Source organism: Pseudomonas macauensis (assembly GCF_047902425.1).
Taxonomy (GTDB): Bacteria; Pseudomonadota; Gammaproteobacteria; order Pseudomonadales; family Pseudomonadaceae; genus Pseudomonas.
On the sequence record NZ_CP138377.1, the window covers coordinates 1,903,878 to 1,918,776 of the forward strand.

The window sequence follows — 14,899 nt, forward strand, 5'->3', positions numbered from 1 at the left end:
TTGATACATGGAACATGGGACGAATTACCTGCAGTCGGCAGTGGTCTTCCTGCTCGCTGCGGTATTCATGGTGCCGCTGGCCAAGCGCATGCAACTGGGGGCGGTGCTCGGCTACCTGTTGGCCGGCGTGTTCATCGGCCCTTCGCTGCTGGGGTTGATCGACAACCCGGAAAGCGTCGCCAGCCTATCCGAGCTGGGCGTGGTGCTGCTGCTGTTCATCATCGGTCTTGAGCTTTCGCCCAAGCGCCTGTGGGTGATGCGCAAGCAGGTGTTCGGCGTGGGCCTGGCCCAGGTGCTGCTCACCGCGCTGGCGCTGGGCAGCCTTGGTGTGCTGGCGTTCGATCTGCCGGCGAACGCCGCGGTGGTGATCGGTGGCGGCCTGGCCCTGTCGTCCACCGCTTTCGGCCTGCAGATCCTCGCCGAGCGCAAGGAGCTGAACAGTCCCTATGGCCGTCTGGCCTTCGCCATCCTGCTGTTCCAGGACATCGCGGCCATCCCGCTGATTGCCATGATCCCACTGCTGGGTGCGCGCGCCGATTCGGCGGCGGCCGGCGGCGATCTGGCTCACGTCATGGAAGTGGTCGGCAGCATCGCCGTGGTGGTGATCGGCGGGCGCTTCCTGCTGCGTCCGGTGTTCCGCTCGGTGGCGCGTACCGGCCAGGCCGACCTGTCCACCGCCACCGCGCTGCTGGTGGTGGTGGGCACCGCCTGGCTGATGGAAGAGGCGGGTGTCTCCATGGGCCTGGGCGCGTTCCTCGCCGGCCTGCTGCTGGCGGACTCGGAATACCGTCACGAGCTGGAAGCGCAGATCGAGCCATTCAAGGGGCTGCTGCTGGGGCTGTTCTTCATCAGCGTCGGCATGAGCGCCGACCTCAGCCTGTTCCAGAGCGAGCCGCTGCGGGTGATCGGCCTGACTCTGCTGCTGGTGGGCATCAAGCTGCCGCTGCTGTTCCTCATCGGCCGACTTGCCGGTGGCCTGGACAAGGTCTCGGCTCTACGCCTGGGCGTGCTGCTGGGGGCCGGCGGCGAGTTCGCCTTCGTGGTGTTCAAGCTGGCGCGGGCCCAGGGCCTGATGGATGCCGACCTGCATGCGCTGCTGGTGCTGGGCATCACCCTGTCGATGGCGATGACACCGCTGCTGGTGCTGGCCCTGGCGCGCAACATCAAGCCCAAGCCGGCCGTCCTGCGCGAGCCGCCGCCGGAATACCGCCAGCTGCCCGACGATGCACCCCGCGTGGTGATTGCCGGCATGGGCCGGATGGGCCAGGTGGTCGCCCGTATCATGCGCGCCCAGGGCGTGCCCTTCGTCGCGCTGGACACCTCGGTGGACACCATCGAGCTGACCCGCAGCTACGGCAACATCCCGATCTTCTATGGCGACCCGCTGCGCCCGGAAATCCTCCGCGCCGCCCAGGTGGAAAAGGCCGAGTTCTTCGTGGTCGCCACCGACGATCCGCAGACCAACATCGAGACCGCACGGCTGGTGCGCAAGCTCTATCCGCACATGAAGATCATCGGCCGCGCGCGCAACCGCCAGCACGTCTACCACCTGCTCGATGCCGATGCCAACCCGGTGCGCGAGACCTTCCACTCCAGCCTGGAAATGAGCCGCCTGCTGCTGACCGGACTTGGGCTGAGCGAGGAGCAGGTCGCGGCGCGTATCCGCCGCTTCAAGCGCCACGACGAAGCGGTGCTGATGGCCCAGTACCGTGTGTACGACGACGAGAAGGCGGTGATCCAGACCGCCCGCGAGGCGCGCAAGGAGTTGGAGACGTTGTTCGAGGCGGACCACCTGGAAGACCAGGGTATCGGCCATTCCTGAAGCGGGGCGCGACTGCGTCCGACAGGCTTTGTGGTTGGGGCGGCCTCAGGCCGCCTTCGCCAGCGCCGGTTGTTGCACGAGGGCCGGGCGCGGCTTGCGGACCTGCGGCCGGCGACGTTCGGGAATGGTGATCGGTTGGCCCGGCGAACGCAGGGTCAGCACCGCGACCACGCTGGCCAGCACGACGGTGGCCAGGATCACGCTGGCCAGGACGACGTAGAGCAGCAGCTCCACCAGGGAGCCAACCAGCAGCAGGAAGTCCAGTACGATTTGCATGATCCAATCCTCGTTAGAGCCGTGGGCGAATGTCGCGGGTTTCGGGTTCCTGCGAGCTGATGGGGTGAAGATGCCGCCTGGGCCCGGCGAAGAGAACTGAAAGCGCCTGCTGTTCACTATCGATGCCATCGATAGCAGCGCAAAACTGCGTACCAGAGCGGCTCCCCACGTTGCACGGGGAGCCCGGAGCGTCCCTTAGAAGCGTTCGCCCGGCTGCAGGTAGCGCCAGTGGCCGACCGGCAGCTTGGCCATGGCCACGCCGCCCAGGCGGATTCGGCGGATCGCTTCGACGCGCAGCCCGGCTTCCCGGCACAGCTTGCCGATCAGCCCCGGGCGCACTTGCTTGCCGGCGATGCGCAGGCGCTTCTCGCTCTGCCAGCTGGCCTTCAGCGGAAGACCCTGGACCATCTGCTTCAGGCCATGGGCATCCAGCTCGCCGCTGACCTCGATCACATACTCATGCTCGACCCGCGCGGCATCGTCCACCAGTTTGCGAATGACGCCGAAATTCTGGGTGAACACCAGCAGTCCACTGGCGCCGTCCTCCAGCGGGGTGGTCGGGCGTTGCTGGCGGAAGTGCTTGCGCAACAGGCGTTGCGACGAGGGATCTTCGCTCCAGCGTTGCTCTTCCCGCAGCAGCGCCACCGCATCTTCGACGCTGTAGCCGGCGGGCTTGTGCAGCAGCAGGGTGACTGGCGGCAGGGGCTCGGGCAGGGCGCCGGGCAGTAGTGCGACGTGCTCGGCATCGACCTTGAACTGCGGCTCTTCCACCGTCACGCCATCCACCGTCACCCAGCCGCCTTCGATGTACAGCTCGGCTTCGCGGCGCGAGCAGGGCAGCAGCTCGGCGAGGCGCTTGGACAGGCGGATGGGTTCGGACATGACGGAAGACCGCGGCAGGAAAAGGGGCTCCATTGTAACCGCAAGCCATCGGAGTGATCCGTACTCCTGCCGGTCAGACCTACAAACGGACGGGGACGGAACGATGCGGATAACCCTGATCGACGGGCTGCACTGGGATGTGGACGAGCGCGGCAGTGGCGGCCTGATCAACAAACGCGGCGACAAGGTGCACCTGCGCCAGGGCGACATGGACGGCGCCTGCGGCCCCTATTGCCTGGTGATGGCGATGCTGGCGCGCAACCAGCTGGGCCGGCGCCAGGCCAAGGGGCTGGCGCCGGTGGATTCGCGCACGCGCTACGGGCGTCTGATGCAGGCACTGGAGCAGCGCGAGACGCTGATCCGCGTCGGCACCACCGGCGACGATCTGTTGGAGCTGCTCAAGGTGATCAGCGACAAGGAGTTCCAAGTCGTAAGGGGCAGCGGTCGGCGCATGGTCGAGCTGACCCGCCGTTACCTGGAGGCGAACGTCCCGGTGGTGCTGGGCTTCCACGGCCGCAAGGACAGCGACATCCGCCACTGGGGGCTGGCGGTGGGCATGAGCGAGGAGGCGTTCTTCCTCCTCGATCCGGCCCATGACCTGCAGCGCGGCCTGGCCTGGAACGCGGTGCTGACGGCCCGCGCCAACGGCTCGCGGTTCGGCTACCGCTACCTCAATCCGAAAGGCACCTGGGCGGTGACGCTGAAGGAAATGGTCGCGCTGCCCTGAGGACCGGCGAGGGCGCTTCAGGGTGTCGGGTTGGCGGGCGGCTCGGCCAGCGTTTCGCGCTCGCGCACCCAGGACATGAACAGTTCGTAGCCCAGGGCCAGGACCACCGGGCCGACGAACAGGCCGATGATGCCGTTGCTGAGCATGCCGCCCAGGGCGCCGATGAGGATCACGGCCATCGGCACCTTGGCGCCGCGGCCGAACAACAGCGGCTTGAGCACGTTGTCGCTGAGGCCGCCGATGACAGTCCACACGGTGAACAGGATGCTCACCAGCAGCGAATCACCGGTCATGAACACGTAGATGATCGCCGGCAGGGTGATCAGCACGACCGGCAACTGGGTGATGCCCAGCAGCAGTACGCCCAGGGACAGCAGGCCGGCGCCGGGGATGCCCATGACGATGAAGCCGAGGCCGAGGATCATGGTCTGGATGAACGCCACGCCCACCACGCCCTGGGCCACCGCGCGGATGGTTCCGGTGCACAACTCGGCAAGGCCGGGGCCGCGCTCCGGGCCGGAGATACGGATGGCGATGTCGCAGGCAGTGCGGCTACCCAGCGCGCCGTAGGCCATGATCACGCCGGCGATGACGAAGGCGGCGAGGAACTGCATCAGCCCCATGCCGACGCCCGCCGCCTGGCCGGCGATCTTCTTCGCCACGCCTTGCAGATGCGGGGCCAGTTGGTGCGCCACGCCCATGAAGTCGGTGGCCACGCGATGCCAGAAGCGAAAGACGTACTGCCCGATCACTGGCCAGTTCTGTACCGAGTCCGGTGGCAGCGGAATCTGCAGGGTGCGGTTCTGGATCGCCTGCACCAGGTCGCGTACGGACTCGGCCATGGACAGTCCGATCACCACCACCGGCACCAGCAGGATCACCAGGCCCAGCAGCACGATCAGCGTCGCCGCGCTGTTCGGCCGTTCGCCCAGGGCGCGGCTGCACATCTGGTGCAGCGGGTAGAGGGTGATGGCGAGGATCACCGACCACAGCATCAGGTCGAGGAAGGGGTGGAAGATCCTGAAGCAGAAGAGGGCCAGCAGCAGAATCAGACCGGCGCGGATGAGCACATCCAGCAAATTGCGGGACAGCAGCTTTTCCGGGGGCGGGGGTAACATCGAGGGGCTCCTTGCATCGGTGGCCGGGGTGGCCAGGTCCTGACTAGTGGCGGACTCTGCCCGAGAGCAAGGTGTGGAGGCAATAAAAGATGGCGGGAATTGCGTGGGGAAACGGGCAGCCTGCCGGGGACCGGCAGGCTTGCCGAAAGGGGGTTACTTCTTGCCGAGGCTGATGTGGCGGCTCGGTGCGCCGTAGTTCTGACCGGTGACGCCCTTGGCGATCTGCTGGATCTCGCCGCCGGACTTCAGGAAGGCGGCAATCTGGGCGTCCAGGGACTCGCTGGTGGCGGTCGCTGCGGGGGCCTTGGGAGCGGCTTTCTGGCGGGTGGAGGGCTTGGAGGTCATGTCTGCCATACCTGTCTTCGCAAATTGGCCGGCCATTGTACACGAAATGAGCATCCTTCGGGGCGCTAATGGCATGAATGGTTCCAAGCCGCGCCGATCGTCGCCTGGGCGGCGTCCAGGGTGCTACGCTCGTGGGCCCTGATGTGCGCATCGAGTCGTCCATGCCCCTGCTGTCGTCCCGCCAGCGCAACGCCCTGCGCCTGGCCCGCTCGTTCCTCGCCCCGTATCGCTGGCGCGCCCTGGGGGCGCTGGTCGCCCTGCTGTTCACCGCCGCGATCACCCTGTCGCTGGGCCAGGGTATCCGCATGCTGGTGGACCAGGGCTTCGTCACCCAGTCCGAGCCGCTGCTCAATCGGGCCATCGGGGTCTTCTTCGTCCTGGTGGCGGGGCTCGCGGTGGGCACTTTCGTGCGTTTCTACCTGGTGTCGTGGATCGGCGAGCGCTTCGTCGCCGACATCCGCCGGCGGGTGTTCGACCACCTGATCGAGCTGCATCCGGGCTTCTACGAGAACAACCGCGCCTCGGAAATCCAGTCGCGCCTGACCGCCGATACCACGCTGCTGCAGACGGTGATCGGCTCGTCGCTGTCGATGGCTCTGCGCAACACGCTGATGCTGATCGGCGGCGTGGCGCTGATGTTCATCACCAACGCCAAGCTGACCAGCATCGTGGTTGCCGCGCTGCCCCTGGTGATCGCGCCGATACTGCTGTTCGGCCGCCGCGTGCGCAGCCTGTCGCGGCTGAGCCAGGACCGCGTCGCGGATGTCGGCAGCTACGTCGGCGAGACACTCGGGCAGATCAAGACGGTGCAGGCCTACAACCACCAGGCGCAGGATCGCCAGCGCTTCGGCGCCACCGTCGAGCAGGCTTTCGATACCGCGCGGCGGCGCATCATGCAACGCTCCTGGCTGGTCAGCGTGGTGATCCTGCTGGTGCTGGGCGCGGTGGGCGTGATGCTCTGGGTCGGCGGCATGGATGTGATCGCCGGGCGGATCACCGCCGGCGAGCTGGCGGCCTTCGTGTTCTACAGCCTGATCGTCGGCATGGCCTTCGGCACCTTGAGCGAGGTGATCGGCGAGCTGCAGCGTGCCGCGGGTGCGGCCGAGCGTATCGCCGAGCTGCTGCGGGCGCGCAGCGATATCCACAGGCCAGCCAGCGATGTGCTGCAACTGCCGCAGCGAGTCAGCGGCAGCCTCTCGCTGGAAGGGGTGCGCTTCGCCTATCCGTCGCGCCCGGAGCAGTGGGCCATCGACGGCATCGACCTGCGCGTCGAGGCGGGGGAAACCCTGGCGCTGGTCGGGCCCTCCGGCGCCGGCAAGTCCACGCTGTTCGACCTGTTGCTGCGCTTCTACGATCCGCAGCAAGGCTGCATCCGCATCGACGGCCAGCCCATCGCACAGCTCGACCCAGCCGACTTGCGTCGCAACTATGCCCTGGTGTCGCAGAACCCGGCGCTGTTCTTTGGCAGCGTGGAGGAGAACATCCGCTACGGTCGGCCCGATGCCTCCGACGCTGACGTCGAAGCCGCCGCCCGCGCGGCCCACGCACACGAATTCATCCTGCGTTTGCCGCAGGGCTACCAAACCCACCTGGGGGAGAGCGGCCAGGGGCTTTCCGGCGGCCAGCGCCAGCGCCTGGCGATCGCCCGCGCGCTGCTGGTGGACGCGCCGATCCTGCTGCTGGACGAAGCCACCAGCGCGCTCGACGCGGAAAGCGAACACCTGATCCAGCAAGCCCTGCCGGGGCTGATGAGCGGCCGCACCACACTGGTGATCGCGCACCGGCTGGCCACGGTGCTGAACGCCGATCGTATCGCGGTGATCGACCATGGCCGGCTGGTGGCGCTGGGGCGGCACGCCGAGTTGGTGACCAGCAGCCCGCTGTATGCGCGGCTGGCCGAGCTACAGTTCGGTCAGGCGGAACAGAACCTGTAGGCGCGAGCTTGCTCGCGAACCGTCTGATACCGGAGCCGCCGGTGTGAGTTCGCGAGCAAGCTCGCTCCTACAATCCTGCGGCGTTCGGCGGCTGAAGGCGCATCCTGGCGCCATTGCGCGTAGAATGCCCGCCCCGTTCACGAGGTAAGCGTCATGGCAGTCATAGGTCGGTTCAATTCGTTGCAGGTGGCCAAGCACACCGATTTCGGTCTCTACCTGGATGGGGAGAGCCACGGCGAAATCCTGCTGCCCAAGCGTTACGTGCCGAAGAACGAACCCACCGAAGTGGGCGACTGGCTCAACGTGTTCATCTACCTGGACAGCGAAGACCGCCTGATCGCCACCACCCAGAAGCCCAAGGTGCAGGTCGGCGGCTTCGCCAGCCTCAAGGTGGTGGAGGTCAACCGCGTCGGCCTGTTCCTCGACTGGGGCCTGCCCAAGGACCTGCTGCTGCCGCACTCGGAAGAGAAGCGCCCGCTGCAGGTCGGTGACTACTGCGTGGTCTACGTCTACCTCGACGAGCGCACCCGCCGCATCACCGCCACCGCGCGCCTGGACCGCTACCTGGACAACACCCCGGCCCGCTACAAGGCTGGCCAGCAGGTGGACCTGCTCGTCGTGGAACGCACCGACCTGGGCTACAAGGCCATCATCGACGGCAAGCACTGGGGCCTGATCCACAAGAACGAAGTCTTCAAGTTCATGCGTAACGGCCTGCGCGAGACCGGCTACATCAAGGAAATGCGCGCAGACGGCAAGATCAGCCTGAGCCTGCAGCCGGCCGGCGCGGGGCTTTCCGACGCGCTGAGCGAGCAGATACTCCAGGCTCTGCGCGAGGCCGGCGGCAAACTCGCCCTCAGCGACAAGAGCCCGCCGGAGCTGATCGCGCAGCAGTTTGGCGTCAGCAAGGGCAACTTCAAGAAGGCCATCGGCGGCCTGTACAAACAGGGGCTGATCACCATCCTCGACGACGGCATCGAGTTGGTTTGAACGATCTAGCCGCGCCCGCGCACGATGGATTCGGCCACTGCGCAACGCTGTTGCACCGGCGCAAGTGACGCCATGCGTTGCAGGTCCACCGGTTTGCCGGGTTGGGCTCTGAGCTGGCGGCGCAGGTCGTCGAAGACCTGATCGTGTTCCTTGCGAAAGCGCATCACTGGCCCTGGGCGCAGGCGCAGGCCGTGGCGGCGCAGCAGGCGGGTGGCGCTGCTGGCGAAGTTGAAGGCGAGGTCGCCGGGCAGCTCGAAGTCATCCTTGAACGGCTGGCCGTCGATCTCGCCGTCCAGCTGGAATCGCACCCGCGCATCACGGCTGGCCGGGTTCTCCACCTGGTAGCTCAGGCGGATGAGGTACTGCTGGCGGTCGATGCCCGGGATGGATTGAATGATGACCTGGGTGGGGCGGGTCATAGGGGCCTCCTGACGAGTGCTGGCGCCGCAAGCCGGCGTGAAAGCGTGGCCTGACGTGACGCTCGATACACGGGTTGTCCAAGACCTAGTTTCGAGGTTGGGCGCGCTCGTCGGTCTGATATGCATCAAGGAGGGCCGATTCCGGCCGCAGGAGGCCTCTCCGCAGCGCACGGGCGGCGCGGAAGGGGAGGCGCCCGAGCGTCACATCATGTGACGGAAGCGATTCCAGGCGTGCTCGACGGAGACCAGCCAACTCGGCATCGCCGAGCCGAAGCCGGCGATTTCCAGGCGCGGGTGGCTGCGCACCACCATGTCCAGCAGGGGCTCCTGGTCGGGTTTCACGTCGACGAAGAACACATGCTGGCCCGCATGCAGGCTGGGCTCGAAGCGGCGCGCATCACCGCTGGGGCGCTGCAGGCCGACGAAGCTGCCTTCCCACAGGCTGAAGCCCAGCAGCACCGCGGCGAGGAACAGTACCGGAATCCAGCCCGCGGCGGATTGCGTCCAGCCGCTCAGGTAGCCCACCAGCAGCACCAGCACCGCCAGCGCGGCGCCGATCAGCAGGCCGACCTTGCCCCAGTGCACCACGTCCCGCCTCATCATCGATGGCACCTGGTGCAATCGATGGTCCTTCAACTCGGCATCCTGGTCGCTCAGCACGTGCATCTGCTCCATGCTGATACCGCTTTGCGCGAGTTCCTGTTCGACGGTTTCCAGGTCGTCCAGGTTGTCACTGATGTAGTAATGCCTGTTCATGACGAACCTCCGCCCCCAACCGGTCATACCCCCAGGGTTTGACACCGATTTGTCGGGAATTTCGACATATCGCCGCCATTTGCTGAATTTCGTCAGGATTGAGTCTAGCACCGGCGGGGTGCCCTCCGTGGCGCGAGGGCCCAGTGGTCACCTGGCTTGCGCGATGCCCGCGCATGGCCGAGGATGCCGCTTTCCAGCGAGACTCAGGGCGAGGGCGAGATGATCCGCGAGATTCTCAAGATGGGTGATGAACGCCTGCTGCGCGTGGCGCCGCCGGTGCCCGCGTCGATGTTCGGCAGCGCGGAGCTGCAGACGCTGATCGACGACATGTTCGAGACCATGCACCACGTTGGCGGCGTCGGCCTGGCCGCTCCGCAGATCGGCGTGGACCTGCAACTGGTGATCTTCGGTTTCGAGCGCAGCGAGCGCTATCCGGATGCCCCGGCAGTGCCGCCGACCATTCTGCTCAATCCGGTGATCACGCCGCTGGGCGAGGAACTGGAAGAGGGTTGGGAGGGTTGCCTGTCGGTGCCAGGCCTGCGCGGCGCGGTGAACCGCCACCGTTCGATCCGCTACCAGGGCGTCGACCCGCAGGGGCAGCCTATCGACCGCAGCGTCGAGGGCTTCCACGCCCGCGTGGTGCAGCACGAGTGCGATCACCTGATCGGCCGGCTGTATCCGTCGCGGATCACCGACTTCAGCAAGTTCGGCTTTACCGAGGTGCTGTTCCCGGGGCTCGATCCGAAGGCGGATGATTGAGGTTGACCGCCGATTGGGCCGTGTCTGCGGCTCCGTGCATGGCCCCGGAACGATCCGAGGCCAAGGTCAAACGGCGTATAACGTTGAACGTTATACGCCCTACGCTTCAATGACGGGCGGGGTGGAGTTCGATAAGCGGATAGCCTCTCCCAAGGCTATCCGCGTGACGAGGGGCGAGCCCTCAGGACGGTTGCTGCGGGGTGCCCAGCAGCGTCTTGCCGGATTTCTTCTGCCGCTTGGCCATACGCTTTTCGTGTGCGGTTTTCAGCGGCTTCTTCTTGCTTTGCTTCTTCGCGTCGAGACCTTTCATGGCGTGTCCTCCGACGGGACGCCCTCGATCCGAGAGCGGACAGCTACAGCATAGCCTTCGCACGGCGTGCCGCTTCGCCGTTCAGCCGGTGGCGAGGCGTTCCAGCTCGCGGCGGACCATCGCCGCGTAGTGGGGCGGAGTCAGGCGATAGAGCTCCGTGGCCACCCAGGGCAGCCAGCGCGCGCCCATGGCCTCGCGCTCGGCCAGCAGGCGCCGGGCTTCGGCCTCGGCGCGCTGGGCGTGTTCCTGGTGGTAGTCGGCGCGGCTCATGGGGCGGGTGTTCAACTCTTGGCGCAGCTCAGGGCCTGCGGGTCGATGGTGATGCTGGCCAGCGGCTTGCCGTCGCTGCCGGTGTATTCGTGGGTCACGCTCAGGTGATGTTCGCGGAAGCGCTGCAGCAGCTCGGTCTGCTGGCAGGTGGTGCTTTCCAGCTGGGATTTCAGGCCGTTCTCGAACTTGGCCCGAGCGCCCAGGTCCATCTGGTCCATGCGCAGACTGGAAATCGCGTAGCGGTAATACAGCATCTTCTTCGCCGGGTCGAGCTGCACGCTGTTGAGGGTGGTGACCTTGTCCACCTGGTGCGGCAGGTTGGTGCGGGTGACCTGGTCGAAGTAGGCCACCGAGTCCTGGAGGAACTTGGCTTCGTCGGCGGCTTCGTCGGCCTGTACGGCCAGGCTGCTCAGCAGCAGGAGGGGCAGGGCGAGGCGGGGGATCAGACGGATCGGCATGCGATTTTCCTGTACGGCAATAGGATTGTGGCGCACAAGCGCCAGGGAGTTTATAGGCCATGACGCGGCGTTCTGCTGGCTGTTTGGCGAGCCAACCATTGCGTGGGGGCCCGCTCGCGGAGCCTGGCCATTCCGGTTAATCTGGCGGACCGCACGATCCGGGCGCCGGCCCGGTTTCATCCGTCACGCATTTTCGGAGGCAGGCCCGCTGCCGTTGCCATGCTCGAACTGACCCAACTCGACCTCTCCACCGATTCCGCCGCGCAACGTGTGGTCAAGGATGAAACCGTCACCGTCGAATTCGCCGCAACGCCGGGCGAGCTGATGAGCCTCGAAGGCCCGAACCGTTACGCACCGGGCGATGCAATCATCACCAGCGCGACGGGGGAGCGCTGGGTGGTCTCCCGTGAACGTTTCGACCCGAAATATCTGCCCGTCGACGCGGCGCTCGCGCACGGCCGGCCCGGTGCCTATCGCAATCGCCCGGCGGTGGTGCTCGCCCGGCGCATGGACGAGCCGTTCACCCTCGTGCGCTCGGCGGGCGGCGATCGTCTCACCGGTGCGGCTGGCGACTGGGTCATGCAGTACGCGCCCAGCGACTACGGTGTGGTGAAGGCGGAGCGTTTCGCCAAGGTCTATCGGCTGGCCGACTGAGTCGTCCGCGCGCAACTTCCGTCTGGCACCGAAGGCCCCCCAGCGGCTATGGTCTGTCCTGGCGGGCGCTCTGCGCCGCGCTTGTCATTGCAACTTTGCCCGCGCCGCGCAGGTCCACCCTGCAGCCAGCGGTCGGCGGGCGGCCAGCAGAAGGACGGAGCGGGATGCGATTCGTGGACATGCGGGGGCTCAGCCTGGGGCCCTGGAAACTGATCAGCCTGACGGTGAAGGAGTTTCTCGACGATGAGATGCCCACCTACGCCGCCGCGCTGGCCTACCAGGGGTTGTTCTCGCTGTTCCCCTTCCTGCTGTTCCTCATCGCCCTGCTGGGCTTCCTGCACCTGCCGGAGTTCTTCGACTGGCTGCGGGGGCAGGCCGACTACGTACTGCCGGCGCAGGCGCTGGAGCAGGTCAACCCGGTCATCGATCAGTTGCAGCAGCGCCAGGGCGGCCTGCTGTCGATCGGTATCATCGTGGCGCTGTGGTCGTCCTCGGCAGCGGTGCGTTCGCTGATGACCGCGCTGAATGCGGCCTACGACGTGCGCGAGAGGCGCCCGGCTTGGAAGCGCGTGCCGCTGTCGCTGCTCTACACCTTCGGTATCGTCGGCATGCTGCTGGTCATCGCCGCGCTGATGATCCTCGGCCCGCAGGTCATGGGCTGGATCGCCGCGCGGGTGGGGCTGGAGGATTACGTGGTGCTGCTGTGGAGCGTGATGCGCTGGCCGGCCATCGTCCTGCTGATGATGATGGCGGTGGCGGTGATCTATTACGTCACGCCCAACGTGAAGCAGAAGTTCCGCTTCATCACCCCCGGCTCGATGCTCGCGGTGGTGCTGTGGATCTGCGCGTCCCTGGGGTTTGGTTTCTACGTGAAGAACTTCGCCGACTACAACGCCATGTACGGCAGCGTCGGCGCCATCATCGTCCTGCTGCTGTACTTCTACATTTCCTCGGCGGTACTGCTGCTGGGCGCGGAGCTCAATGCGGTGATCGAGCACCATCTGCCCCACGGCAAGAGTCCCGGCGAGCGAACCTTCGAGCAGGCCTCGCCGGAACCGGACGAGCGCTAGCGCCGGACCTGCTGGCTGGCGAGGGCGGAAGGCTTGGCCAGCAGGTTGTCGACCACCGCCAGGGACTGCTCGAACGAGGGATAGCCGCTGCGGGCGACGTCCAGACCCGAGTAGGCCCGCTGGTAGCGCTGGGCCTTGCCCGGGTTGGCCGTGTCCACCAGGTAGGGCTCGGACCAGATCTTGTACAGCAGCGCCACGGCGTAGGGCTGGCCTGCATCGGCGGCCTGCTCCAGCAGCGGCAGCACTTCGTTCACCTGCGGGCCTTCCTTGATCTTCAGCAGCGCCTTGTAAAAGCTCACCTCGCCGCGTTCATCGTAGGGTTGGGCGCGATCGAGCAGGGCGTTCGCCAGCTCGTAGTTGTCCAGGTCGCCGGACGCGATCAACAGCTTGGCCTGCAACATGTCGTTCCGGTAGAGCAGGCGTTCGACATGGCAGCGCTGCCCGCTCATGGTGGCGTCGCACGGTGTGGTGGTGGAGCTGGAACAGCCGGCCAGCAGCAACGACAGGCTCAGAATGGCCGGCAGGTAAGGCGGTTGAGACAAGCCCATGTAAATCCCCCAGGGGCGAATGGCAGGGTTCGACCGGTCTGTGTGCGCCGGTTCTGTCTATTGGCCATCAGCATAGTCGCTTGCCTCTCAAGCAGCTTCGAAAGTGGGCTGCTACGGAAGGGCCGATGAGGGAGTCGATCCGTGCGCGGGGGCTGGTCAGCGGATTGAGGTGGGAAGGGTGAAGTAGCTCGCAGGATGGGTGGAGCGAAGCGATACCCATGCTGTCGGCGCACGGTATTGATGGGTTTCGCTTCGCTCTCCGACATCCTACAGGGACGCCAAAGACAGCACCGTAGGGCGTACAACCGTTCGCGGTTGTACGCCGTTACACCCTGCTCCGTCGTCGGCGCCGAAGCTGAACCGAGGGCAAGCGCCATCAGTTTCCACGAGGGAGCGGATTCTTGTCCGCGCCCGCTTCAGGCGCCGAACACCGGTCCCACGCTGTCGTCGTCCATCCCGCGTTCCAGCTTGATCTTCAGCGCCAGGTCCGTGCGCGAGTCGGCGAACTTGAGCGCGTCGGAGACGCTGATGCGGCCTTCCTCCAGCAGTCTGTAGAGGCTCTGGTCGAAGCTCTGCATGCCGCTTTCCAGGGCGCGCTCCACTGCGCCCTTGAGCTCCGGCAGCTCGTCGCGCTGGATGATGCCGCGGATGTGCGGCGTGCCCAGCATCAGCTCCACTGCTACCGCGCGGCGCTGGCGCGTGCCGGGGACCAGGCGCTGGCCGATCAGCGCCAGCAGGTTCTGCGACAGGTCGGCCAGCACCTGCGGCCGAGCTTCATCGGGGAAGAAACGGGTGACGCGCTCGATGGCATGGCGGCAACTGGTGCCGTGCAGGGTGGCCACGCACAGGTGGCCGGTTTCGGCGTAGTGCAGGGCGTTCTGCATGGTTGGCGCGTCGCGGATTTCGCCGAGCATGATCACGTCCGGCGCCTCGCGCAGCACGTTGCGCAGGGCATCGGCGTAGCTGTGGGTATCCAGGCCGACCTCACGCTGGTCGATGATCGATTTCTGGTGTGAGTGGAGGAATTCGATCGGGTCTTCGATGCAGACGATATGCCCGGAGCGGTGGCGGTTGCGGAAGTCCAGCATGCTCGCCAGGGTGGTGGACTTGCCCGAACCGGCCGCGCCGACCACCAGGATCAGCCCGCGATCCTGCATCGCCAGCTTGTCGAGGACCGGTGGCAGGCCGAGGCTGGCCACGTCCGGGATCACCTGCTTGATCAGCCGTACCACCATCGCCACTTCGCCGCGCTGGTAGTAGATGTTGGCGCGGAAACGGCCGAGCTCCGGCACGGTGATCGCCAGGTTCATCTCCAGGTCACGCTCGAACTCCGTCACCTGCTCGGGCGTCATCAGCTGCCAGGCCAGGGTCTTCACCTCGCCACTGGCCAGCACGCGCTCGCCGACCGGCCGGCTGTGCCCCTCGACCTTGATGTGCGGCGGTGCGCCGACGCTGAAGAACATGTCGGAGCCGGCGTTCTGCGGCAGCTGGCTCAGGTAGGTGAAGACATCGGGCAGGTCGCTGGTGCTGGTATTGATCATGGGAACGTCCTTCGGGCGGC

At 66.3% G+C, this 14,899-nt stretch carries 18 protein-coding genes; 7 read left to right on the forward strand and 11 right to left on the reverse strand.

The genetic code is table 11. From position 1 onward, the window contains the following. The first annotated feature begins 7 nt into the window (after window positions 1-7). The gene (locus tag SD196_RS09110) at window positions 8-1,822 is read left to right on the forward strand and encodes a monovalent cation:proton antiporter-2 (CPA2) family protein (protein ID WP_416311285.1); all 1,815 of its coding nucleotides are present in this window, start codon (window positions 8-10) and stop codon (window positions 1,820-1,822) included. Between the two features lie 45 nt (window positions 1,823-1,867). Here the strand turns inward: SD196_RS09110 and SD196_RS09115 are convergent, their stop codons facing one another. Further along, window positions 1,868-2,098: a hypothetical protein gene (locus SD196_RS09115; protein WP_275607910.1), complete on the reverse strand. Its 231-nt coding sequence runs from the start codon at window positions 2,096-2,098 to the stop codon at window positions 1,868-1,870. Between the two features lie 195 nt (window positions 2,099-2,293). Then, complete coding sequence (locus tag SD196_RS09120; protein WP_331317303.1) at window positions 2,294-2,980, reverse strand: RNA pseudouridine synthase; 687 nt, start codon at window positions 2,978-2,980, stop codon at window positions 2,294-2,296. Window positions 2,981-3,083: 103 nt separating this feature from the next. Between SD196_RS09120 and SD196_RS09125 the strand changes: the two genes are divergently transcribed. Then, complete coding sequence (locus SD196_RS09125) at window positions 3,084-3,707, forward strand: hypothetical protein (protein ID WP_275607908.1); 624 nt, start codon at window positions 3,084-3,086, stop codon at window positions 3,705-3,707. Between the two features lie 17 nt (window positions 3,708-3,724). Here the strand turns inward: SD196_RS09125 and SD196_RS09130 are convergent, their stop codons facing one another. Both SD196_RS09130 and SD196_RS09135 read right to left on the reverse strand, forming a co-directional pair. Continuing rightward, window positions 3,725-4,825 (reverse strand): AI-2E family transporter, encoded by a 1,101-nt coding sequence (locus SD196_RS09130; RefSeq protein ID WP_343577902.1) that lies wholly within the window; start codon window positions 4,823-4,825, stop codon window positions 3,725-3,727. Window positions 4,826-4,978: 153 nt separating this feature from the next. Continuing rightward, on the reverse strand, window positions 4,979-5,179 hold the full coding sequence (locus tag SD196_RS09135; protein WP_370601097.1) for a hypothetical protein: 201 nt from the start codon (window positions 5,177-5,179) through the stop codon (window positions 4,979-4,981). A gap of 152 nt (window positions 5,180-5,331) precedes the next feature. Here SD196_RS09135 and SD196_RS09140 point away from each other — a divergent pair, with 152 nt between their 5' ends. Next, window positions 5,332-7,104: an ABC transporter ATP-binding protein/permease gene (locus SD196_RS09140; RefSeq protein ID WP_343577901.1), complete on the forward strand. Its 1,773-nt coding sequence runs from the start codon at window positions 5,332-5,334 to the stop codon at window positions 7,102-7,104. Between the two features lie 153 nt (window positions 7,105-7,257). Further along, entirely contained in the window at window positions 7,258-8,094 is an 837-nt protein-coding gene (locus SD196_RS09145; protein WP_275607904.1) for a S1 RNA-binding domain-containing protein, read from the forward strand. 5 nt (window positions 8,095-8,099) lie between these two features. On the opposite strand, the gene SD196_RS09150 is transcribed toward SD196_RS09145, so the two are convergent. Both SD196_RS09150 and SD196_RS09155 read right to left on the reverse strand, forming a co-directional pair. Then, on the reverse strand, window positions 8,100-8,513 hold the full coding sequence (locus tag SD196_RS09150; RefSeq protein ID WP_416311286.1) for a DUF5064 family protein: 414 nt from the start codon (window positions 8,511-8,513) through the stop codon (window positions 8,100-8,102). A gap of 201 nt (window positions 8,514-8,714) precedes the next feature. Beyond that, window positions 8,715-9,269 carry a magnesium transporter gene (locus tag SD196_RS09155; protein ID WP_275607902.1) on the reverse strand — a complete coding sequence of 185 codons (555 nt, stop codon included), beginning with the start codon at window positions 9,267-9,269 and terminating at the stop codon, window positions 8,715-8,717. Between the two features lie 219 nt (window positions 9,270-9,488). On the opposite strand from SD196_RS09155, the gene def reads away from it, so the two are divergent. After that, on the forward strand, window positions 9,489-10,028 hold the full coding sequence (def, locus tag SD196_RS09160; RefSeq protein ID WP_370601657.1) for a peptide deformylase: 540 nt from the start codon (window positions 9,489-9,491) through the stop codon (window positions 10,026-10,028). A gap of 181 nt (window positions 10,029-10,209) precedes the next feature. On the opposite strand, the gene SD196_RS09165 is transcribed toward def, so the two are convergent. From SD196_RS09165 to SD196_RS09175, 3 genes are all read right to left on the reverse strand, one after another. After that, on the reverse strand, window positions 10,210-10,338 hold the full coding sequence (locus SD196_RS09165) for a hypothetical protein (RefSeq protein ID WP_256676115.1): 129 nt from the start codon (window positions 10,336-10,338) through the stop codon (window positions 10,210-10,212). A gap of 81 nt (window positions 10,339-10,419) precedes the next feature. Further along, entirely contained in the window at window positions 10,420-10,608 is a 189-nt protein-coding gene (locus SD196_RS09170; RefSeq protein ID WP_152222082.1) for a hypothetical protein, read from the reverse strand. 11 nt (window positions 10,609-10,619) lie between these two features. Beyond that, window positions 10,620-11,066, reverse strand: coding sequence for a hypothetical protein (locus SD196_RS09175; RefSeq protein WP_275607901.1), 447 nt, complete (start codon window positions 11,064-11,066; stop codon window positions 10,620-10,622). A gap of 219 nt (window positions 11,067-11,285) precedes the next feature. On the opposite strand from SD196_RS09175, the gene SD196_RS09180 reads away from it, so the two are divergent. Continuing rightward, complete coding sequence (locus SD196_RS09180) at window positions 11,286-11,720, forward strand: PGDYG domain-containing protein (RefSeq protein WP_416311287.1); 435 nt, start codon at window positions 11,286-11,288, stop codon at window positions 11,718-11,720. 164 nt (window positions 11,721-11,884) lie between these two features. Continuing rightward, window positions 11,885-12,790 carry a YihY/virulence factor BrkB family protein gene (locus SD196_RS09185; RefSeq protein ID WP_331317319.1) on the forward strand — a complete coding sequence of 302 codons (906 nt, stop codon included), beginning with the start codon at window positions 11,885-11,887 and terminating at the stop codon, window positions 12,788-12,790. Here SD196_RS09185 and SD196_RS09190 read toward each other — a convergent pair. Continuing rightward, window positions 12,787-13,338, reverse strand: a complete 552-nt coding sequence (locus SD196_RS09190) for a hypothetical protein (RefSeq protein WP_416311288.1) — start codon at window positions 13,336-13,338, stop codon at window positions 12,787-12,789. The two genes, SD196_RS09185 and SD196_RS09190, sit on opposite strands and share 4 nt — an antisense overlap. A gap of 416 nt (window positions 13,339-13,754) precedes the next feature. Continuing rightward, window positions 13,755-14,879 carry a PilT/PilU family type 4a pilus ATPase gene (locus SD196_RS09195; RefSeq protein ID WP_416311289.1) on the reverse strand — a complete coding sequence of 375 codons (1,125 nt, stop codon included), beginning with the start codon at window positions 14,877-14,879 and terminating at the stop codon, window positions 13,755-13,757. Between the last annotated feature and the right edge of the window lie 20 nt (window positions 14,880-14,899).

Excerpts from the sequence above, each read along its gene's own strand:
- SD196_RS09130 (WP_343577902.1), bottom strand. The coding sequence starts at position 4,825 with ATGTTACCCCCGCCCCCGGAAAAGCTGCTGTCCCGCAATTTGCTGGAT.
- SD196_RS09175 (WP_275607901.1), bottom strand. The coding sequence starts at position 11,066 with ATGCCGATCCGTCTGATCCCCCGCCTCGCCCTGCCCCTCCTGCTGCTG.
- SD196_RS09150 (WP_416311286.1), bottom strand. The coding sequence starts at position 8,513 with ATGACCCGCCCCACCCAGGTCATCATTCAATCCATCCCGGGCATCGAC.
- SD196_RS09190 (WP_416311288.1), bottom strand. The coding sequence starts at position 13,338 with ATGGGCTTGTCTCAACCGCCTTACCTGCCGGCCATTCTGAGCCTGTCG.
- SD196_RS09140 (WP_343577901.1), top strand. The coding sequence starts at position 5,332 with ATGCCCCTGCTGTCGTCCCGCCAGCGCAACGCCCTGCGCCTGGCCCGC.
- SD196_RS09155 (WP_275607902.1), bottom strand. The coding sequence starts at position 9,269 with ATGAACAGGCATTACTACATCAGTGACAACCTGGACGACCTGGAAACC.
- SD196_RS09135 (WP_370601097.1), bottom strand. The coding sequence starts at position 5,179 with ATGGCAGACATGACCTCCAAGCCCTCCACCCGCCAGAAAGCCGCTCCC.
- SD196_RS09110 (WP_416311285.1), top strand. The coding sequence starts at position 8 with ATGGAACATGGGACGAATTACCTGCAGTCGGCAGTGGTCTTCCTGCTC.
- SD196_RS09195 (WP_416311289.1), bottom strand. The coding sequence starts at position 14,879 with ATGATCAATACCAGCACCAGCGACCTGCCCGATGTCTTCACCTACCTG.
- SD196_RS09185 (WP_331317319.1), top strand. The coding sequence starts at position 11,885 with ATGCGATTCGTGGACATGCGGGGGCTCAGCCTGGGGCCCTGGAAACTG.
- SD196_RS09120 (WP_331317303.1), bottom strand. The coding sequence starts at position 2,980 with ATGTCCGAACCCATCCGCCTGTCCAAGCGCCTCGCCGAGCTGCTGCCC.
- SD196_RS09165 (WP_256676115.1), bottom strand. The coding sequence starts at position 10,338 with ATGAAAGGTCTCGACGCGAAGAAGCAAAGCAAGAAGAAGCCGCTGAAA.
- SD196_RS09145 (WP_275607904.1), top strand. The coding sequence starts at position 7,258 with ATGGCAGTCATAGGTCGGTTCAATTCGTTGCAGGTGGCCAAGCACACC.
- SD196_RS09180 (WP_416311287.1), top strand. The coding sequence starts at position 11,286 with ATGCTCGAACTGACCCAACTCGACCTCTCCACCGATTCCGCCGCGCAA.
- SD196_RS09115 (WP_275607910.1), bottom strand. The coding sequence starts at position 2,098 with ATGCAAATCGTACTGGACTTCCTGCTGCTGGTTGGCTCCCTGGTGGAG.
- SD196_RS09170 (WP_152222082.1), bottom strand. The coding sequence starts at position 10,608 with ATGAGCCGCGCCGACTACCACCAGGAACACGCCCAGCGCGCCGAGGCC.
- def (WP_370601657.1), top strand. The coding sequence starts at position 9,489 with ATGATCCGCGAGATTCTCAAGATGGGTGATGAACGCCTGCTGCGCGTG.
- SD196_RS09125 (WP_275607908.1), top strand. The coding sequence starts at position 3,084 with ATGCGGATAACCCTGATCGACGGGCTGCACTGGGATGTGGACGAGCGC.